Source organism: Streptomyces sp. NPDC096311 (genome assembly GCF_044763085.1).
Lineage (GTDB): Bacteria > Actinomycetota > Actinomycetes > Streptomycetales > Streptomycetaceae > Streptomyces.
Window position 1 is genome coordinate 40159 of the sequence record NZ_JBIWFN010000024.1, and the last position, 18869, is coordinate 59027.

The window sequence follows — 18869 nt, forward strand, 5'->3', positions numbered from 1 at the left end:
CGCAGTCCTCGTACGCCCGTACGGGTGACACCGGGGCTCGCCCCTGAGACCGGCTCGCGACCGCGCACGCTCCCAGGGCTCGCACCGGACGGACGGTGTGCGGGGTGGGCCACGACGAGCGGGCCGCGCCGGGACTCCCGAGGTCGGCCCCGGCTCTCGGACCTGCACGAGCGGCGCCGCGTGCGCCCCTTCCGGCGCCGCCCGCCCGTCCTGGCGGAGATCAACGCCACCTGGCACCCCGGGGCGGCGCCCCGCCTTCTCCTTGACAGTTCCCCCAGACCGTGGAGTACTGCGGAAAGCGACGCAGGGCGGACAAGTCGGGGGTGAGTCTCCTGCCGGAGTTGCGCTACCCCAGTGTGACCGAAATCGTCTCGTCCGCCAGGACGTTGGCGGCTCACCGTCCCGGGCTGTGCGCCCTCAGACAGATCGGCGTCTCACGCGCGGGCAGACCCCTCCATCTGCTGTCCGTCGGTCACGCCGAGCGCGCGGTCCTCGTCGTGGCGGGCGCCCACGCGAACGAGCCGACCGGCGGCTCGACGCTCCAGGCCCTGGCCGAACGTGTACTGCACGAGCGGGAGTTGCGGGCCGACACCTCCTGGCACTTCCTCCTCTGCGCGGACCCGGACGGCGCGAGCCTCCATGTGACACCGGCCCCGCGCACGCTGTTCGACTACCACCTCGGGTTCTTCCGTCCGGCCGGCCCCGAGCAGCCCGAGTGGTCGCCCTCCGTCCTGCCGCCCGACCGGCTGCCCCCGGAGACCCGCGCCCTCACCCGGGTCATCGACGAGCTGCGGCCCTACCTCCAGGTGACCCTGCACGGCACCGATCTCGGCGGCAGCTGGGTGCAGCTGACCAAGGACATCCCGGGCCTCGCCGAACCCTTCGCCAAGTCCGCGGCGGAACTGCACATCCCCGTGGAGACGGGCGCCTCCGACGCCGCCGGCTGGCCCGCTTCCGGACCCGGGGTGCATGTGATGCCGGCGCCGGGCTCGGACGCGGCGTACCCGAGCATGCCCGACGACGCCCGGCACAGCACCTGGTACCACACCCACCGGTACGGCGGTCTGACCGCGGTCGTCGAGGTGCCGATGTGGGCCAGCGACCTCGTGGACGACCCGGCGCCGCATCCCGCACCGGATGCGGCGATGCGACGCCTGGCACACCGGCTGCTGCGCGATGCGCTCCAGGTGCAGACGGTGCTCACGGAGGTGCTGCCGAGGCTCCCCGGCCCCGACGGGCCCCTCCTGCGCGCCGCGAAGTGGGCACTGGAGCTGGTGCCGGGCCTGGCCCACGACTGGGTGCGGACGCCGCCTCCCGATCCGACGATGGCCTACGTCGGCAGTGTCGACGCGTTCGGACGCCGGCTCCCTTTGCGAGCCGCCGCGATGCTGCTGCGGGTCCTCCAGGAGGCCGACGACCGGGCGGCACCACGCCTCGAGCGCCTGGTCGCCGCGTGGAGCGACGCCTTCGCCGAACGCTTCCGGGCCCGCTGGGTTCCCCTGGAGCACCAGGTCGAGCACCAGTCCCGCACCGTGGTCGCGGCGGCGCGGCATGCGCGGGACGGTGCGGCTTGACGTCTGACAGATGACGGATATCGGATATCGGATGACAGATATCGCCATCTGTCATCCGATGCCACCTCAACCCGACAACGCAAACACCGCCCCCGTCTCAGCCCCCATCACACACGAGTTCGAGAACGTGTGCGCGTACGTCACCTGCCGCCCCTCCCACTCCCCGCGCGCGGAGGCGGTGACCGGGGCGTAGATCATCGAGCAGATGGTGTCGGGCTTGGGCGGGATCCGGGAGATGTCTCCCCCGGCGGTGGCGAGTTCGGCGCAGGCCTCGGCCGCGCGGGCGTGGCCCTGGGGCGGGTCGCAGAGCAGGAGCGTGCCGCGGGTGCTGCTGGAGTGGGCGTCGCCGGTGGTGAGGGTGAGGTAGAGCCAGTTGCCGGGGAACGCCTGGGGGGACGTCGCCTGGGCCGGGGTCGCGCCCAGGGTGAGCAGGGCGACGGCCGCGAGGAGAGCGTTGCGTACCGTGTGGATGTTTCTCGTCATTCCCGGTGCATCGGCAGCGCGGCCTGCGCACCCCACCCCGCCTCACCCGAATGGGAGCGCGCGGGAGCGTACCGCCCGGCGAGTTCGAACGCGGCGATCACCACGCGCGCCTGGTACTCGACCTGGCGGGCGACCGGGATCCAGCGCGCCCCGCAGCCCTCGCGGTAGTCGGCGCACCATGCGTCGATCAGCCGGTCGAGCTCCGGCATCGCCCCGCTCGGGTCGCGCCCGGAGCCGGTCACGAGCTGGTGCAGCAACCCGGCCGTGCGCAGGGCGACCCGGCGTCCGGCGAGGCGCAGGGCGGTCAGGCGGGCCGTGTCGAGCGGTGGCAGAGGGCGCGCCCCGGCGTCGTGCACGTCGGGGTCCCAGGAGTCGGCGAGGCCGGGGCCGACGAGTAAATAGTCGTCGACGGGCGCGAGGAGGCAGGCCGCGTCCGGGGAGGTGTCGAGGCCGGGGCGGATCCGGCCGAGGATGCCTTCCAGGAGCCGTGTGTCGTGGCGCAGCGTGTGGCTGACGGAGCGCAGCACGGCGTCGGCGTCGGCGGGCCGGGTGGCGTCCTCCACGGCCGCCACGCCCCACATGGGGGCCTCGACGACGGCGGTGACGGTGCCGTAACGGTGCGGATGGAACCAGGTGGACTCGACGGCGGCCTCGGTGATGGCGGCGGCCAGGTCGCCGGGGTGCGGCGGCGGGATGCGGTAGACGGCGGGGCCGAGCCTCGGCCAGTACAGGGTGTCGTAGGGGCCGAGTTCGCGCGGGATGCCGAGGCGGGCCGCGGTGTGGGCGACGCGCTGGGCGAGCCCGGGCAGCTCGCGGGTCAGTTCGACGAAGGCGCCGCCGACGTCGACGCCGTGCAGGGAGCACTGGAAGACCGGCCGCAGTTCGTCCTGGAGGTCGAGGAGGGCGCGGGTCTCGGGGAGGGTGGCACCGGCCGCGCCCTCGGGCAGCCACTCGGGCTGTTCGAGGAAGCCGGGGCGAAAGAAGTTCCGGAAGTAGTGGCCGAGGGTGTACGGGCCGGACAGCCAGGCCTCGTTGCGGCGGGCGCCGTCGGGGTCGAGGCAGAGCAGCAGGTTCCAGGTGGCGTCGGCGCCCTCGCGGAGCCGGGGGTCGGCGAGCACCCGTTCGGCCAGGCGCAGGGCCGTGGCACCGCCCACCGGCTCGTTGGCGTGGGGTCCCGCGACGACGAGGGCCTGGCGGCGGCCGTGTCCGACGGACAGCAGCCACAGCGGCGTGCCCGCCCGTGACGTGCCCACGCGGCGCAGTCGGGCGTCGCGCGGCCGGCGGGCGACGAGCGCGGCCGCACGGGCGCCCAGCTCGTCCACGGTCGGGTAGCGGAGGAGTGGCGGCAGGGCACACCTCCACAAATGTGGTGCCGTCGATTCACCTGATGTACATGGTGTACGCACAGTCAGTCACGGCTGTGGAGGTACGTCAACACCGTCGAACGTAAGGGAATTTAAGGAAATCGCTGAGTGAACCCGAGGCCAAGGCTCATGCGGGTGCGGGTCGGTCGCTCAGGAGGACGAGAGGCGGAAGGACATGCGTCCGAAGCTGATCTGGTCGCCCTCTTTGACGACGGCGGCGCTGATCACCCGCCGTCCGTTGACGGTCGTCCCGTTGGTCGAGCCGAGGTCGCGCAGCACCCACAGGCCGCCCTGGCGGCTCAGTTCGGCGTGGACACGGGAGACCGTCTCGTGGTTGAGGCGCAGTCCGCTCGCGGGGTCGCGGCCGATCCGCAGGGGATAGTTGTTGCCGGGGTGGGGCAGCAGCAGTTTGGGGAGCCGCTCGGCCTGCCAGGCCCTGCGCAGCCGTACGGTGAAGCCGGAGAGCGCCTCGACGGTGCCGAACACCAGTTTCGACCAGCGTCCCTCGGTGGGCAGGTCGGCGATGAGTACGGCGAGTTCGTCGGAGCGTCGGGCGGCGAGCGCCAGTTCCATCCGGCGGACGAACGTGTCGTGCGAGAGGCGCCCGAGGGCGACGCCGTCACTGAGCGCCTTCAGCGCCCGGTCGCGCTCCGCGTCGGACAGCCGCGCGGGGTACGTGTGGAACTCGAAGGACGACGTCACGGAGGTGATTGTCGGTCAGTAGGAGCGGGGTGTCCAGAAGACCCGGAAGAGGCCACTGGCGCCGACAGGTGGGCTCCACGCGTCCATCACGTGGCAAACACGCGGCAAAAGGGTGGATTCGAAAGCGAATTGATCTCGTGTGAAGCACCATGAACGTGCTACGTCACGACATGTTGCGTCACTCACGTCGCGCTCTGTCACGAAGAGCGGACACGGACAACAGGCAACAGGCAACGGAGAGCGGACAAGGGGGAACCGTCTGTGCGGTTCGAGGTGTGGGCACCGCAGGCCGACCGGATGACGCTCCACTGCGCGGGCGCCACGCGCGCGCTGGAGCGCGATCCGGAGCGCGCCGGATGGTGGACGGGCGACGCGGACGCGCAGGACGGCTCGCGGTACGGGTTCGCGGTGGACGACGGCCCCGTGCTGCCCGATCCCCGCTCGCGGCGGCAGCCGGACGGCCCGGACGGGCTGAGCGCGGTGGTCGACCAGGCTCAGTACGCGTGGCGCGCCGAATGGGCGGGGCGACCGCTGCCGGGCGCGGTCCTGTACGAGCTGCACGTGGGGACGTACACCCCTGAAGGAACGCTGGACGCGGCGGCCGAGCGGCTCGAACACCTCGCGGAACTGGGCGTCACGCACGTCGAGTTGATGCCGCTGTGCCCGTTCCCCGGGCGGCACGGCTGGGGGTACGAGGGGGTCTGTCTGTGGGCCGTGCACGAGCCGTACGGGGGCCCGGAGGCGCTGAAGCGCTTTGTCGACCGGGCGCACGAGCTCGGCCTGGGGGTGGTCCTCGACGTCGTGCACAACCACCTCGGCCCGTCCGGCAACCATCTGCCCGCGTTCGGGCCGTACTTCACGGACACCCACCAGACGCCCTGGGGCTCGGCCGTGAACCTGGACGCACCGGGTTCGGACGAGGTGCGCGCGTATCTCGTGGGCAGCGCGCTGGCCTGGCTGCGTGACTACCGGCTGGACGGGCTGCGGCTGGACGCGGTGCACGCGTTGCGGGACACGCGCGCGACGCACTTCCTGGAGGAGCTGTCGACGGCCGTGGACGCCCTCGCCGACGATCTGGGCCGGCCGCTGTTCCTGATCGCGGAGTCGGATCTGAACGACCCGCGGCTCGTCACCGCGCGCGAGGAGGGCGGTCTCGGACTGCACGCGCAGTGGAACGACGACTTCCACCACGCGCTGCACACCGCGCTGACCGGTGAGAAGCAGGCCTACTACGCGGACTTCGCGCAGGCCCCGTTCGCGGCGCTCGCGAAGACGCTGACGTCCGGCTTCTTCCACGACGATACGTACTCGACCTTCCGCGGCCGCCGCCACGGCCGCCCCCTGGAGCGCACGCGCGTCTCGGCGCACCGGCTGCTCGGCTACTCCCAGACCCACGACCAGATCGGCAACCGTGCCCAGGGGGACCGGCTGTCGGCGTCCCTCTCCCCCGGCCTGCTGGCCTGCGCGGCCGCGCTGACGCTCACCGGGCCCTTCACCCCGATGCTGTTCATGGGCGAGGAGTGGGCGGCGGGCACCCCTTGGCAGTTCTTCACCGACCACACCGATCCCGAGCTCGCTGAGGCCGTACGGCGGGGCAGGCGGCGGGAGTTCGCGGCCCACGGCTGGGCGGAGGAGGACGTCCCCGACCCGCAGGACCCGGCGACCCGCAATCGCTCCCGCCTGGACTGGTCGGAACCCGAAAAGGCACCCCACGCGCGTGTGCTGGCCTGGTACCGCGACCTGATCGCCCTGCGCCGACGTCAACCCGACCTCGCGGACCCCGATCTGGCCGCCGTCAAGGTCGCCTACGACGACCAGGCCCGCTGGCTGGCCCTGCGGCGCGGGGACGTACGGGTGGCGGTGAACCTCGGCAAGGAGGCCGCCGCGATCCCGCTGGGGCTGCGCCACGCGCGCGTGCTGGCCGCGTGGGAACCGGTCGAGACGCCGGACGCGCACGGGGTGTTGAGCGTGCCCGGCGAGTCGTGTGTGGTGCTGACGCAGGCGTGAGCGCCTGGCGGCTTCGCGCGGCCGGGCTCAGCTGTCGCCCGGCAGTTCCGTGACCCGTTCGAGGAGGATCGGCTCCCAGGCGCGACCCAGTTGGGTCCGCAGCAGCGGGAGCGGGCCTTCGCCGCGGCCCCGCAGGTGCTCGGCGAGGCGGATCACCGTGTCGCAGCGGGACAGCCACAGGCCGCGCAGGCAGGGGCGGGCCCCGTAGTCGGCGAGGGTGGCGGCGCGTACGGCGGCGGGGGCGCCGACGGCGATCGCGAGCCCGGCGATGTCCTCGGCGGGGTCCCCGAGGACCGCGCCGGCCCAGCCGAGGACGCCGCGCACCCGCCCGTCGGCACTCACCACCAGGTGGTCGCCCCTGAGGTCGTGGTGGACGAGGACGGCGGCCGCGGTCTGCGCGGCCAGCTGGCCGGCGGCGGGCTGGGTGAGCTGGGCGAGGCGTCCGGGGTCGAACTCGTCAGCGGCGGCCAGCCCCTCGGCGGCCCGCTCCGCGGCCGTCCGCAGCTCCTCCAGGGAGCGGGGCGCGACCCGTGGCACCCCGAGCGCCTCGGCCTGCCGTACGGGCACCTCACGCAGCCCCGTGAGCAGTCCCGCGAGGTCCGCCTCCCCCACCGCGGAGACGTCCTGTGCCTCGCCCGAGCGGCCGGGAAGCCGGGTGTCCAGGGTGTAGGGCAGGCCGCCCGCCCAGTCGCCGTGGGCGACGCTGGTCGGCACCGCGACCCCGACGAGCGGGCGGACGAGGTCGCGCAGCCGCAGCTCGCGGCGCCGGCGCACGGCGGTCTCGCGGTCCGGAGCGAGCCGCAGCACATGGCGGGTGCCGACCCACCAGGTGGAGTGCTCACCGCCCTCGGTGACGGGCCGGACGTCGGGTCCCGCGCCTGCCGTCTCGCTGTCGGCGAGCAGCGAACGGACCAGTCGGCGGACGGTCTGCGCGGTCGGTGTCGGTGCCTGGGTCATGGTCGCGCCGTTGCCGTCGGGGGCCTTGGACAGCCGGGAGGCCCTGGGGAGTACTCCTGGTGGCCGGTCAGTCGACGATCGCCATCTCGCGGGACGTGGTGTTGAGGCGCCATCCGCCCTCCTCGGTCACCGTCACGATGTCCTCGATGCGTACCCCGAAGCGGCCGGGCAGGTAGATGCCGGGCTCCACGGAGAAGCACATCCCGGGCACGAGGGGCAGTTCCTCGCCCTCGATCATGTACGGCGGTTCGTGGGTGGTGACGCCGATGCCGTGCCCGGTGCGGTGGATGAAGTACTCGCCGTATCCCGCCTCGGTGATGACGGCGCGGGCCGCCCGGTCGACGTCCTGGCACGCGGCCCCCGGCCGGACCGCCGCGACGCCCGCCTCCTGGGCCGCGCGCACGACGTCGTGCACCCGGCGCTCCTCGAGGTCCGGCTCGCCGACGTGGACCGTGCGGGAGGTGTCGGAGCCGTAGCCGTGCTTGAGACCGCCGAAGTCGAGGACGACCATGTCGCCGCGCTCGATGACGCGCTCGCCCGCCTCGTGGTGCGGGTTGGCGCCGTTCGGGCCCGAGGCGACGATGGTGAAGTCGACCTGGGAGTGCCCGAAATGCCGCAGCAGCCCGGCGAGGTCGGCGGCGACGTCGGCCTCCCCGCGTCCCGCGAAGGGCACCTTCCGGATCTCCTCGTACGCGGCGTCCGCGGCCGCCCCGGCCTCCGCCAATCGCGCCACCTCCGCCGCGTCCTTGACCGCCCGCAGCATCGGCAGGGCTTCGGTGAGTGCCACGTACCGCGTGTCCGGCAGCCGCCGCTGGAGGCCGAGGAGATGCAGGGCCCAGGAGTTGTCGCTGACGCCGAAGCGGCCGTCGCTCCCGACCAGGGACGCGGCCGCCGCGTACGGGTCCTTGCCGTCGGTCCAGTCGCGCAGGGTCAGCATGGGGGCCGCCGCTGCCGCGTCCGGGGCCTCCAGGGTCGGCACGACCAGCACGGGGTCCTGCCCGGCCCTCAGCACCAGCAGGGTGAGGCGTTCGGTCTCCACGGGCCGGTAGCCGGTCAGCCACACCAGATCGGGCCCGGGGGCGATCAGGACGCCGTCGAGTCCCGCGTCCGCGGCGGCCTCGGCCGCGCGCCGCATACGGGCCTCGTAGTCACCGGTGGTGAAGGGCGCGGGGTCACCGGCGGTGAAGCGCGCGGGCGTGCCGGTCATCCATGCCTCCGTCTGTCCGGAGTTTCCCCAGGGGCTACGGGCAGCATCCTGCCCGTTCGCCGATGCGGACGCGAGCCGGTTGCGGCCATGGCGTCGGTCAGGGAGCTCAAACTAATGACTGATCGCTGCCAGTCCATTAGCGTCCATGAGCGCTCATGGTTGGATGCGGATGCTCCATTATTTCCAGGGGGAGGTCTCAGTCCCCGCGCGTACTGGCACACATCCTGCGTACGAGGAGGCGGCGCGCCTGTTCGGGCCACGTGACGGGGAGCCGCTTCGCGTTTCATGTCACGATGCCCGGGGTCGTGGACAGTTCCTGGTGGTTGCCGTTCGCGTGGCGCACGTCGAGTGTGACCGTCGTCCCGGGGTCCGCGGTCGAGACCGCCCGTGCGAGGTCGCCGGCCGAGCCGAGCCGTGTCCCGCCGAAGGCGGTCAGGGTGTCACCGCGGACCAGGCCCGCGGTGTAGCCGGGGCCGGGGATGTGCACACCGACGACGAGCGCGCCCCCGCCGTGGGGGGCGTCGACCGCCTCGATGCCGAGCGTGGCCTTCCCGGGCGCGGGCTCCGGTGCCGTCGAAGCGACCGGACTCCCGTCGCCGGGCGCCGACTTGGTACCACCGGCCTGCGACGCGCCGGAGGCCTGCCCGGGCCGGGACGGCCGGCCGGACGGCCCCTGCGCCGCCTCCGCCCGCTTCTGGAAGTCCGCCAGCCTGCTCATACCGATCACCGTGGCGCCTACGGTTCCGAGTCCGACGCCCGACAGGACCAGCACGGTCGCGACGAGGAGACCGAAGAGCAGGGACATCAGCCGCCTGCCACGCCGTCGCGCGGCGTGCGGGCGCTTGGTGGTGCCGGTCGGACTCCCGGCACCGCCCGGATCCTGACCGGGCATCGGTTTGGGACGCAGTGCGGCCTGTTCCATGGATCGCCTCCGGCAGATGCTCTACGGACCGCCCCCGGCTGTTGCTCTACCCTGCGCTCCGGCGCACGACGATTCACGAACGAGTGAGACTGTCAAACACGTTCGAGAAGTGTGTCCACCACGGCCGCGGCGGCTCCGCGCGGCGACCCGCTGTGCACCAGTTCCGTCCGGTGCACCAGGCGCGGCGCCACGAGCGGGACGGCCACCGCCCCGGGGACGCCGGTGGCCGCAGCCCGCGGCAGCAGCGCGAGGCCGTGCCCGGCGGCGGCCAGGGCGGCGAGGGTGCGCACGTCGGTGCCCTCGTAACGCAGGGCCGGGCGGAAGCCCCCGCTGCCGTTCGCCCGGCGGAGGTGGGCCAGGGGCAGTCCCGCGTCGGGGGCGTCCAGCCAGCGGGCGTCGACGAGATCGGCGAGGCGCAGCCCGTCGCGCCGGGCGAGCGGATGGGTCTCGGGCAGCAGCACGCAGACGGGTTCCTCGCCGACGCCGTACGTGGTCAGCGGGGCCACGTCGGGATGGTGCAAGGGGTCGTTGGGCGCCGTGAGTCCGTCCACCAGACCCAGCTCCGCCGCGCCCTGCGCGACGGCGGCGGGGATCTCCTCGCGGGCCAGCACCCGCAGGGTCACCCCGGCGGCGGGCAGCGCCGCGAGCGTGCGCGAACCGAGCGCCGTCGGTGTCGCCGCGAGCGTCAGCCCGTGCTCGGGCGCGCCCACCATCCGTACGACGTCCGCGCGGGCCGCGTCCAGGCGCAGCAGCAGCGGCCCGGCGTGTTCGAGAAGCCGTTCGCCCGCCGCCGTCGGTGCCACGGGGCGCCGGGTCAGCAGGGGCGCGCCGAGGTCCTGCTCCAGCGCGGCGATGTGCTGGGACACCGCGGACTGGGTGTAGCCGAGTTCCCGTGCGGCCTCCGAGAAGGAGGCGACGCGGGCCACGGTGACGTATGTGCGCAGAAGATGCGGATCCATGCGCTCCAGGATCCCGTACGGAACCTGTACCTCACCAGCATTCCCATCAGCGTTGCTTATCGAAGGTGCAGTAATCATCGTTGGACGTGAACGAGCGGGCGCGCCGAGGATGAGGGCATGACGAACATCGCGGCGCAGACCGCTCGCCTCGCCCTCGTGGGCGACCGCTCCCCGAACGTCCTCGCCCACACCCGTGTCCCCCTTCTCCTGGACGCCCTGGCCACCCGCGACCGCCTCGTCCTCGACGCCTACTGGGTGCCGTCCGAGGACGCCGAGGACCCGGCCGCGGTGCGCGGCTTCGACGCGGTGTGGGTGCTGCCCGGCAGCCCGTACCGCAGCGAGGCGGGGACCCTCACCGCGATCCGCACCGCGCGCGAGGAGGGCATCCCGTTCCTGGGCACATGCGGCGGATTCCAGCACGCGCTCCTGGAGTTCGCGCGCGACGTCTGCGGGCTCACCCGTGTCGCGCACGCCGAGCAGGACCCCGACGCCGATGACCTTCTGATCGAACCGCTCACCTGTTCCCTCCTGGGCCACCAGGCCGCCGTCACCATCGAACCGGGTTCGCTCGCCCAGTCCGTCATGGGCGCCGAGCGGACGATCGAGCGCTATTTCTGCGCGTACGGCCCCACCCGCCATCTCGACACCCTGCGCGCCCACGGCCTGCGCTTCAGCGGCCACGACGAGGACGGAAACGTACGGATCGTCGAACTCCCGGGCCACCCCTTCTTCCTGGGCACCCTCTTCCAGCCGGAGCAGTACGGGGACGGCTCACGCCCGCACCCGATCGTGCGGGCGCTGGCGCGAGCCGCCGTGGCCCACGCGGCCGTCGGGGAACTCAGGGAACCCGGCGGGGCCGACGAGGTCGGCGTGGTCGGCGGACGGCGTCAGCCGGTGTGACGGAGCCGTTGTCGGTGCCGGCTGTTACGTTCGACGGCATGAGCGATCACGCCCTGCGGCTGCTCCGGGAGCAGCCTCACCTGGCCGAACTGGCCGCGTTCCCCTTCAACTTCGACCTGGCCCGGGCCGACCACGGCGAGGACGTCCGGCTCGCCTCGGGCGGTCCGCTGGAGGCGGTGGCGGGGGACGACACGGGCGGCACGTATTTCGTGTGCGGGGACGGCTCCGTGCTGTACGCGGACTCGGAGGGCTCCGCCGGAGTCATCGGCAACAGCGTCGACGAGGCGTTGGAGGTGCTGGTCGGGCTGCCCGGCTGGCACGACCACCTGGGGCTCGCGCCGGCCGACGGCGAGGAGAAGATCCGCGCGGCGGTCGCCGAGACGGAGGAGGAGATCCGGGAGTACCACGGGATCGACGACGAGCGGACCGAGCTGCGGGCCGGTCTCGGCCTGCCCGAGCGCTCGCCCGTCGAGCTCGTCGGCCTGCTGCACGCGGCCCTGCTGCGCACCGAGCCCGACTTCCTCCTCCTGAACGCGGAGGAGGGCGGCGCGCACGACCTCCTCGACCGCCACCCCCGTCCCCCGCTGTGGGAGGCGGTCCTCGCGCGGGGCCGTACCGACCTCGCGCTGCTGCGCGAGGGCTCGGCGTGGGACGAGGTGGCCGGGGACCGGGCACGCCGGGCGCTCGCGCTGCGCGCCGCCCAGTTCGACCGGCGCGAGGGCGATCTGCCGCTGCTGCGGCATCTGCTGAGGCACGAGGCCGAGGCATCGATGACCGACGAACTGCGGCTCGCCGCCGTCCTGGTGGGCCTGCACGGCCAGGCGGAGGATCTGCCGCTGCTGCACGAGGCCCGCGAGACGGACTTCGACACCTGGTGCGGGCTCGGCGGGATGCCCGAGCCGGGCGCCGATCCGGCCGAGCTGCGGAGGTGGGCGCGCGACCTGGACGACTCGCTCTTCGGCACCGACCCCGCCGACGAGCCGCTGTTCACCTGGACCGAACTCGCCCGTGAACAGGGTCTGGTCGAGCTCGCCCGCGCCGCGCTGATCCGGCGGCTGGACGACATCGACTTCCGGGCGTACTGCGACGCGCGGGACGGCAAGGCCATGGAGCGCCGCCACGCATGCCAACTGAGCACACTCGTGTACGAGTTCGAGCAGTTGGGCGACACCTTTCAGGCGCTGCGCGCCCATCGGCTGGACGTGCCGCTGCAGACCAAAGCCTGGGACCGCGTCTCGGCCCTCCTCAGGCTCGCCCGGCTGGAGCGGGAGGAGGGCCGGTTCGGTGCGGCGATACGCTCGTTGGCCTCGCTGCGGGACACCCTCCCCGAGCCGGACGGCGGCGTCGGCGACAGCGACGGCTCGCTGGAGCACTGGTGGCGCACCAACCTGGGCGCGTACATCGTCGAGGAGCACTACGCGCTCGCCCGGACCGCGGCCACCGACTCGGCGCTCACCGACGAGGTCCGCGCCGTCACCGTGGCCGCCGGGGAGCTCCTGGCGAGACTCTCCGGGACGGCCAGGGCGAACGTGGAGCGGAGCCTCGCCAGGACGACGGACATCCATACGGACACCGGTGCGAACGCCGGTGCCGACGTCAGTGCGGAGCGGACGTCGCCCCGGCCTTCGACAGGCTGAACTCCGCGGCGGCTCCCCTCCCCTTCGGCAGGGTGAACGACGGGGTGGCGCCTGCTGCGATCCGGGGAGTGAGGTCCGGCGGGGCTTCCGTCTCCGCCATGCCATGCGGACTGGGCACCGGCTCCGGTACCGGTACCGGTACCGGTACGGTCCCGGCCCCCGCCGCGGGGAACGGGACCGCGGGGGCCCGGTCCGGCAGGAAGCCGTGGGCGCGGCGGGCCAGGTCCTCGGCACCGTAACGGTGGCAGTCCTGGTGCCACTTCAGGATTCCGGACAGCCAGTTCTCGAGTTGCACCACATAGCCGTCCATGATCCCGCGCACCTCCTGGGAGAGCTTGAAGTCCTCGTACAGGAGCGGCAGTTCACAGGTGGCGACGTGCTGGAACTGCTGCATGCGCTGGGTCATCAGGTCGTGGACGATGCCGAGGCCGGTCGGGTAGTCGCAGCCGAAGAAGTTCTGCACGACGAGGATGGCGTTGTGGACCTCGCCCTCGTACTCGATCTCCTTCTGGTACGAGAAGACGTCGTTGATCAGCATCGCGTAGTCGATGGCGGCGTTCTCCAACGACCGGACGGGACCGCTCCGGTACACCTCGGGCGGGACCTTGGGGCCGCGGCCGAGGCGGCACAGGTTCAGGGTGAGGTCGGAGCCGAACGTGGCGCGGCGCATCTCCAGGTAGTCGACCGGGTCGGGGATACGGTGCTGGAGCTGGTTCGACAGCTCCCACACCCAGCTCTCCGTCATCTTGTCCACGTCACCGCGCAGCTTGCGCCGCTCGTCCGGCGTCATCGTCGCCGTCGTGCGCTCCCACAGGTCGAGGAGGCCGTGCTCCATGGCGTTGGCCGGGACCGGGGTCGGCTCGCCGTCGATGGGCATGCAGGCCGAGAGGCGTTCGGTGGTCGTCCTGGCCGCCGCCAGGTCGCGGCGGTGTCCGAAGACCAGCGGGTAGTAGTCGTCGCCGTACGTCCCCCAGGCCAGCCACTGCGAGCCGAGGTCGAGGGCCTCCTCGGTCGCGTCCGGGTAGATGCCCGCGGCGCACAGCGGAAGGTCGTACGCGTCCAGCTTGTCCTCGTCCCAGACGCCCTCCTGGAGCATGCCCTTGTCGTACATCCAGCCGGTGAGGCGGTCGCGGGCGCCGTCGAGGTGGGGGCTGAGGGCGAGCTCGAAGGGCATGTAGAAGTCGGGGAGCAGGGACGGGCCGACCTTCTGGTACGGGACGTGGGTGTACCTGCGCAGCCGCTGCGCCCCGGCCGCGGAGAGCAGGGCGCCGATGTCGACGGCCGAGGTGCCGAACCCGGCGCTGCCGAGCGGCCACCTGCCCTCCACCGCCCCCTCGTTCATGTAGCGGCTGGAGCGCAGGTGCCACTCGTGGCCGCCCGACTGCCAGTCCTGGAGCCCCTGGGTGTACGCGGCGACGGCGGCGACCTGGTCCGGGGTGAGTCCCTTCTCCGCGGCGAGTGCGGGCACTTCGGTGAGGGCCGTGTGCTCGAACTGGTGCAGACGTGAGGTGAGGATGTCGTTGACGGTCTCGGCGGCCTCCTGGGTGGTGCAGCCGAAGAAGGTCTCCAGGACGAGGATGCCGTTGCTGAGCTCGCCCTCCTCCTCGACCTCGCGCTGGTAGGAGAACAGGTCGTTGCGCAGATGGACCCCGTCGGAGAACGTCTCCTTCAGCACCCGCAGCGGACGCGTCCCGGCGACGGAGGCGGGCACCTCGGCCGTCGCGTACTCCACGAGCCCCGCCGACCAGGGGGCGCCGCCCACCTTGCGGCGCATCTCGATGTACTCGACGGGGTTGGCGATCCGTCCCTCGTTGATGTTGGAGAGCTCCCACATCGACTCGTTGAGCAGGTGCTCCGTGGACACCGCGAACCGCTTGCGCCAGTCCACCGACATCGCCGGCACCGTGCGCGCCCAGAGGTCGGCGAGCCCCGCCTCGACCGGATTCTCCGGCTCCGGTACGGGGGTCGAGAGGTCCAGCGGCATGAAGAGGGGCAGCCGGTCCAGGTAGGCCTTGCCGCCGTCGCGGTCCTGGGTGCGTTTGAAGGTCTCCAGGAAGTGGTCGTCGAAGAAGAAGACCCACACGTACCAGTCGGTGATGAGCGAGAGGGCCGGGCCGTCGCAGTCGGGGTGGGTGTACGCACAGAGCAGTCCGTAGTCGTGCGCGTCGAGGTCGGACTGTTCCCAGATGCCGGAGCCCTCCAACATGCCCATCCCACGGGCCCATTCGGCCGTGTGGGCGCGCGCCTCGTCGAGGTGCGGGTTCAGCCGCGCGGTATACGGCATGTAGAAGTGCGGGAGTTCGAACGGCTGCGTCATGGCCGGGCCCTACCCAGGGCCCTCCGGGGGCATCCGCCGGGCGGGACATGATCACACCATCGCGTGAATTTACCCCTTTTCGAGGCAAGTTTCGAGGCAAGTGAAGTGCACGGCGGCGCCCACAAGGTGATCGCGGTGCACGGCTGGTGTCCGCTTGGCCCTCAGGCCCGCACCTGGCCCTCAGGCCCGCACCTGGATCAGGGCGTGTGTGCCGCTCGTGCGCCAGCGTCCGCCCTCGGCCGCGTCGAGGGCGGCCTCTGTGCGGGCGTCCAGGCCCACGATCACATCGGACTTGAGGGTGCGCAGGGCGGCGACCGGGCCCGGGAAGTACGCGGTGGGTTCCGCGAAGGGGGTGGTGGCGGGGTAGCGCCGGTCGCCGACCAGGCGGCGGTAGTTCAGGTCGCCCTTCACGACGGTCACATCGGCTTCGGCGAACTCACGGCGCAGGTCGTCGGGCATGTCGGCGTAGGGCAGCGGGGCACAGGAGAAGGGGTGGGCCCGGACGGTGAGGCGACCGTCGGTCAGGGCCGCCCACAGCCGGTGGCCGGACTCGGCCGCCACGCCCTTCGCGCCGGTGAGGTGGCGCAGGGCGTCGACCACGTCGGCGGTCGTGGCGTCCGAGACGTAGTACGGGTACGGCTTCACGTGCAGGAGCGCCCGCCCGACGCGGCGCTGGTGGAGCAGGTGGTCGATCAGGAGCAGATCGGGGATGAGTTCCCGGCCGGAGTTGTCCGCGACCAGGCAGAGGGTGCCGCCCGCGAACAGGGACCGCAGCGACTCGCCGTCGTCGGCGACCAGTTGGGCGTCGACGACCGGGCCCCCGTCCGCGGCGGCGAGACGGAAGCCGAGGTCCGCCCGGTTGCCCCACAGCGAGCCGTGCAGCAGAGCCTCCTCCCGCTCCTCGACCGGACGCTCGGCCAGCGGGTCGAGAGCGGCGAGCTCCTCGTCGGCCTCCGGGGTGTCGAGTTCCGCGAGCTTGAAGGGGCGGAAGGGGTCGATGCCCTTCCAGGCGCCTGGGGTGAAGTAGCCGACGGCTTCGAGGAGTTGGCGGTAGAAGTAGCTCTCGGACCAGAGGAAGGGGACGTCGAACCAGGAGCGGCCGGTGTACTCCTCGGCGCCCCACCGCTCCCACTGCTCGCGGTCCGCCGCCCGCTCGCCGAGCGGTTCGATGACGCCCTCGGCGGCGTTCTTCAGCAGGGCGTCGAGCGCGCGGTGCTGCTCGGGGCCGTAGGGGAAGGCGTCCCGGACCTTCCGGATGAGGGCCGGATGCCGCTCGGCCAGCACGCTCCAGGGGAACGAGCCCGGCTCGTCGCTGAGGATCACGGGCGCGTCGGCGGGTTCAGACATGTGGCTCACGGTACCGGCCGAGCGGAAAGGGGCGGCCCACGCCGCGCGTGGGCCGCCCCTCCCCCCGTGGGCCGCGCTCGGAGGGTCGGTTTCCAGCTGTTGAGCTTGCCGGTGTCCGAGGCGGCCACGTCCTGGACGCGGAGTCTCCACGTGCCGTTCGCGGTCTCACTGGACGCGTCGACCGTGTAGGTGGTGTTGACGTTGTCCGCGGAGTCCGAGGTGCTGGAGGGCGGAGGGCGGAGGGCGCGTTGCCGGTGCGGCCGCCTACAGCGATCGAGGACTCGACTGCCGACGCCCGGTTTCACCCGGCTCGCGCATCTGAACGCACGGCCCCGTGCCCCCGTACTTCACGGTGCGGCCACGCCTGCGCGCGATGCCGTACGGCCGCACCCGCCGCCCCCACCCCGCGAGGAGACCCACCGGATGACCGCACACCGCACCGCCACCGCGGCCGCTGTCGCCGTGGCGGCCCCGCTGCTTCTCCTGACGTGGGCCGCCGGTCCGGCCCAGGCGCACGGCGCGCCGACGGATCCGGTCAGCCGGGTGGTGGCCTGTTCGCCTGAAGGCGGCAGCAACACCGGTACGGCGGCCTGCAAGGCGGCGATCGCGGCGAACGGCGCCCCCTTCACCGCCTGGGACAACCTCCGGGTCGCCGGTGTGGACGGCAGGGACCGTCAGGTGATCCCGGACGGGCAGCTGTGCAGCGGGGGTCTGCCCGCCTACAAGGGGCTGGACCTGGCCCGCGCCGACTGGCCCTCCACGCGGATGACGCCGGGTGCGACCTTCACGCTCTCCTACAGTTCGACGATTCCGCACACGGGGACCTTCAAGCTGTATCTGTCCAAGCCCGGGTACGACCCGGCCAAGCCCCTCAAGTGGTCCGATCTGCCGACGAAACCGTTCGCCACCGCGACCGACCCGGCGCTGGTGAACGGCGCCTACCGGATCAAGGCCACGCTGCCCTCCGACCGGACCGGCCGGCAGATGCTGTACACGATCTGGCAGAACACGAGCACGAGCGACACGTACTACTCGTGCTCGGACGTGGTCTTCCCGGCCGCGAGCGGCGGCGGGGCCGCCGCGCCGACGACCTCGTCTCCCGCGCGTACGACACCGACGGCGAAGGGGACGGCTCAGCGCAGCCAGGAGCCGACCGCGACCACCCCCACCGACCGGTCACCGTCGCCCGCCCCGGAGACCACCGCGGCGACGACGGAGGTGACCGCGCCCGACCATCTCGCGCCGGCCGCGGACAGCTCGTCCGGCGGCAGCAACACGCTCCCCCTCGTCGCCGGGGCGGGGGGAGCGGTCGCGTTCCTGCTCACCGCGGGTGTCGCCATCACGCTGCGACGCCGTCGGTGACCGGTCGTCCGGGGTGGGTCGGTTCCGGCTCGGGTCAGTTGACGGTGACCGCCGGGCTGCCCGACTGGGTGGTGTCGGAGACGGGCGCGTACTTCGCGGTGAAGTAGCCGCTGCTGAAGCAGAGCGAGGAGCCCGAGGACTTCGCGAACGCCTGGTTGGTGAAGGTGATGCTGTTGTCGGTGTTGCTCGCCGTGCCGGTCAGGCTGGGCGCCTGGTAGACGCAGTTGATGCTGCCCAGCAGGGTGCGCAGGACGACGGTGGTCTGGATGGTGGAGCCGGCGGCCGGGGTCACGGTGACCGTGCCGTCGGAGGCGACCGTGGTGGTGTACGGGAGGTTGTTGACCGTGACGCTGGTGACGCCGAGCACGCCGATGACATTGCTGGTGCAACTGCCGAAGGTGTGGGCGCTGAGGGACTCGGTGGCCGCGCCGGGGGCCGTCGGGTTGTCGGTGACGGAGGCGGTGAAGGCCGACGCGGCACAGGAGACACCGCTCGTGCCGGTCGCGCTGGAGTAGAGCGTGGCGGCGGTGCCGCTCGCCAGTGAGGCGGTGAGGACGTCACCGGTGGCGACGGCGGCTCCGCCGGCGGTGAGCACGGGGGTGTCGTCCGCGGAGGCGGGGGCGATCGCGGAGACCGAGAGCGCGGCGGCGGTACCGAGGAGGGCGAGCAGGGATCGAGTGCGCATGGGGGTGCCTCTTTCTCAGACGGGGGTGCGGGTGGGTACGAGGTCGTCGCGGGCATGCCGTCACCGGCGGACCGCTGCCGGTCCGTGACGCCTTCTCCTTACGTCACGGACCGGCAGCGGAAGCCGGGCGACCGGACACGGCTCAGGGGGGAAAGTGCCGTGCCGGTGCCGCGGGGGGAGGTGGTTTCGGCGTTGGAGCGCACCGCACGTTCAGACATGCCACGGCCGCCCCGCGAGGAGCGGGGGGTCCAGGAGGTGGCGTACGTGCCGCGCATCGGATCCGGCGCCACGGATCCAAGGGAAACCATGCAGAGTTCTAGACCTGATGAATGGTCAACGTCAAGGCGTAGAAAGGAAGTTGAAGGTCAACGCGGCCTCAGGAACGAGACGGTGGCCGACCCGGCCACGAGCGCATCGCGGCACCGAGACCGAGGTCAGCACGGCCA

General features: G+C 72.6%; 15 protein-coding genes and 1 pseudogene. 5 read left to right on the plus strand and 11 right to left on the minus strand.

What is annotated here, in order from left to right:
• Positions 1-323 precede the first annotated feature (323 nt).
• Positions 324-1574, plus strand: a complete 1251-nt coding sequence (locus ACIRA5_RS43290; protein ID WP_352048124.1) for a M14 family zinc carboxypeptidase — start codon at positions 324-326, stop codon at positions 1572-1574.
• A 66-nt stretch (positions 1575-1640) separates the two neighbouring features.
• Here ACIRA5_RS43290 and ACIRA5_RS43295 read toward each other — a convergent pair whose 3' ends face one another.
• The 3 genes from ACIRA5_RS43295 to ACIRA5_RS43305 all read right to left on the minus strand — a co-directional run bounded on the left by ACIRA5_RS43295 (position 1641) and on the right by ACIRA5_RS43305 (position 4123).
• On the minus strand, positions 1641-2057 hold the full coding sequence (locus tag ACIRA5_RS43295; RefSeq protein ID WP_403700990.1) for an SSI family serine proteinase inhibitor: 417 nt from the start codon (positions 2055-2057) through the stop codon (positions 1641-1643).
• Complete coding sequence (locus ACIRA5_RS43300; protein ID WP_403700993.1) at positions 2054-3421, minus strand: M14 family zinc carboxypeptidase; 1368 nt, start codon at positions 3419-3421, stop codon at positions 2054-2056. Before ACIRA5_RS43300 ends, ACIRA5_RS43295 begins: the two co-directional genes overlap by 4 nt.
• A gap of 150 nt (positions 3422-3571) precedes the next feature.
• Complete coding sequence (locus ACIRA5_RS43305) at positions 3572-4123, minus strand: DUF1707 and FHA domain-containing protein (RefSeq protein ID WP_352048121.1); 552 nt, start codon at positions 4121-4123, stop codon at positions 3572-3574.
• Between the two features lie 261 nt (positions 4124-4384).
• Here ACIRA5_RS43305 and treZ point away from each other — a divergent pair, with 261 nt between their 5' ends.
• A complete protein-coding gene (gene treZ, locus ACIRA5_RS43310; protein ID WP_403700995.1) occupies positions 4385-6130 on the plus strand; it encodes a malto-oligosyltrehalose trehalohydrolase in 1746 nt (581 codons plus the stop codon).
• Between the two features lie 27 nt (positions 6131-6157).
• Here the strand turns inward: treZ and ACIRA5_RS43315 are convergent, their stop codons facing one another.
• The 4 genes from ACIRA5_RS43315 to ACIRA5_RS43330 all read right to left on the minus strand — a co-directional run bounded on the left by ACIRA5_RS43315 (position 6158) and on the right by ACIRA5_RS43330 (position 10175).
• Entirely contained in the window at positions 6158-7087 is a 930-nt protein-coding gene (locus tag ACIRA5_RS43315) for an aminoglycoside phosphotransferase family protein (protein ID WP_403700996.1), read from the minus strand.
• A gap of 67 nt (positions 7088-7154) precedes the next feature.
• Positions 7155-8294: an aminopeptidase P family protein gene (locus tag ACIRA5_RS43320; RefSeq protein WP_403700998.1), complete on the minus strand. Its 1140-nt coding sequence runs from the start codon at positions 8292-8294 to the stop codon at positions 7155-7157.
• A 283-nt stretch (positions 8295-8577) separates the two neighbouring features.
• Positions 8578-9216 carry a PDZ domain-containing protein gene (locus tag ACIRA5_RS43325; RefSeq protein ID WP_403701000.1) on the minus strand — a complete coding sequence of 213 codons (639 nt, stop codon included), beginning with the start codon at positions 9214-9216 and terminating at the stop codon, positions 8578-8580.
• Positions 9217-9308: 92 nt separating this feature from the next.
• On the minus strand, positions 9309-10175 hold the full coding sequence (locus ACIRA5_RS43330; RefSeq protein WP_403701003.1) for a LysR family transcriptional regulator: 867 nt from the start codon (positions 10173-10175) through the stop codon (positions 9309-9311).
• Between the two features lie 117 nt (positions 10176-10292).
• Between ACIRA5_RS43330 and ACIRA5_RS43335 the strand changes: the two genes are divergently transcribed.
• Together ACIRA5_RS43335 and ACIRA5_RS43340 are read left to right on the plus strand one after the other, a co-directional pair.
• Positions 10293-11075 (plus strand): gamma-glutamyl-gamma-aminobutyrate hydrolase family protein, encoded by a 783-nt coding sequence (locus ACIRA5_RS43335; protein WP_403701006.1) that lies wholly within the window; start codon positions 10293-10295, stop codon positions 11073-11075.
• Positions 11076-11113: 38 nt separating this feature from the next.
• The gene (locus tag ACIRA5_RS43340) at positions 11114-12712 is read left to right on the plus strand and encodes a hypothetical protein (protein WP_403701009.1); all 1599 of its coding nucleotides are present in this window, start codon (positions 11114-11116) and stop codon (positions 12710-12712) included.
• Here ACIRA5_RS43340 and cyc2 read toward each other — a convergent pair.
• The 3 genes and pseudogenes from cyc2 to ACIRA5_RS43355 form a co-directional block, all read right to left on the minus strand.
• Positions 12672-15029 (minus strand): germacradienol/geosmin synthase Cyc2, encoded by a 2358-nt coding sequence (gene cyc2, locus ACIRA5_RS43345; protein ID WP_403701012.1) that lies wholly within the window; start codon positions 15027-15029, stop codon positions 12672-12674. The two genes, ACIRA5_RS43340 and cyc2, sit on opposite strands and share 41 nt — an antisense overlap.
• Before the next feature lie 180 nt (positions 15030-15209).
• Entirely contained in the window at positions 15210-16376 is a 1167-nt protein-coding gene (locus ACIRA5_RS43350; protein ID WP_403701015.1) for a damage-control phosphatase ARMT1 family protein, read from the minus strand.
• Positions 16377-16459: 83 nt separating this feature from the next.
• Positions 16460-16677: pseudogene (locus ACIRA5_RS43355) on the minus strand (proprotein convertase P-domain-containing protein); the annotation flags it as partial.
• 122 nt (positions 16678-16799) lie between these two features.
• On the opposite strand from ACIRA5_RS43355, the gene ACIRA5_RS43360 reads away from it, so the two are divergent.
• Positions 16800-17738, plus strand: coding sequence for a lytic polysaccharide monooxygenase (locus tag ACIRA5_RS43360; protein WP_403701019.1), 939 nt, complete (start codon positions 16800-16802; stop codon positions 17736-17738).
• A 34-nt stretch (positions 17739-17772) separates the two neighbouring features.
• On the opposite strand, the gene ACIRA5_RS43365 is transcribed toward ACIRA5_RS43360, so the two are convergent.
• Positions 17773-18423 carry a Tat pathway signal sequence domain protein gene (locus ACIRA5_RS43365; RefSeq protein WP_403701022.1) on the minus strand — a complete coding sequence of 217 codons (651 nt, stop codon included), beginning with the start codon at positions 18421-18423 and terminating at the stop codon, positions 17773-17775.
• Positions 18424-18869: the final 446 nt, after the last annotated feature.

What these genes read in the sequence shown, in the direction of transcription:
- ACIRA5_RS43315 (WP_403700996.1), bottom strand. Translation starts at nt 7,087, where the DNA reads ATGACCCAGGCACCGACACCGACCGCGCAGACCGTCCGCCGACTGGTC.
- ACIRA5_RS43350 (WP_403701015.1), bottom strand. Translation starts at nt 16,376, where the DNA reads ATGTCTGAACCCGCCGACGCGCCCGTGATCCTCAGCGACGAGCCGGGC.
- ACIRA5_RS43365 (WP_403701022.1), bottom strand. Translation starts at nt 18,423, where the DNA reads ATGCGCACTCGATCCCTGCTCGCCCTCCTCGGTACCGCCGCCGCGCTC.
- ACIRA5_RS43295 (WP_403700990.1), bottom strand. Translation starts at nt 2,057, where the DNA reads ATGACGAGAAACATCCACACGGTACGCAACGCTCTCCTCGCGGCCGTC.
- cyc2 (WP_403701012.1), bottom strand. Translation starts at nt 15,029, where the DNA reads ATGACGCAGCCGTTCGAACTCCCGCACTTCTACATGCCGTATACCGCG.
- ACIRA5_RS43330 (WP_403701003.1), bottom strand. Translation starts at nt 10,175, where the DNA reads ATGGATCCGCATCTTCTGCGCACATACGTCACCGTGGCCCGCGTCGCC.
- ACIRA5_RS43360 (WP_403701019.1), top strand. Translation starts at nt 16,800, where the DNA reads ATGACCGCACACCGCACCGCCACCGCGGCCGCTGTCGCCGTGGCGGCC.
- ACIRA5_RS43335 (WP_403701006.1), top strand. Translation starts at nt 10,293, where the DNA reads ATGACGAACATCGCGGCGCAGACCGCTCGCCTCGCCCTCGTGGGCGAC.
- ACIRA5_RS43320 (WP_403700998.1), bottom strand. Translation starts at nt 8,294, where the DNA reads ATGACCGGCACGCCCGCGCGCTTCACCGCCGGTGACCCCGCGCCCTTC.
- ACIRA5_RS43340 (WP_403701009.1), top strand. Translation starts at nt 11,114, where the DNA reads ATGAGCGATCACGCCCTGCGGCTGCTCCGGGAGCAGCCTCACCTGGCC.
- ACIRA5_RS43325 (WP_403701000.1), bottom strand. Translation starts at nt 9,216, where the DNA reads ATGGAACAGGCCGCACTGCGTCCCAAACCGATGCCCGGTCAGGATCCG.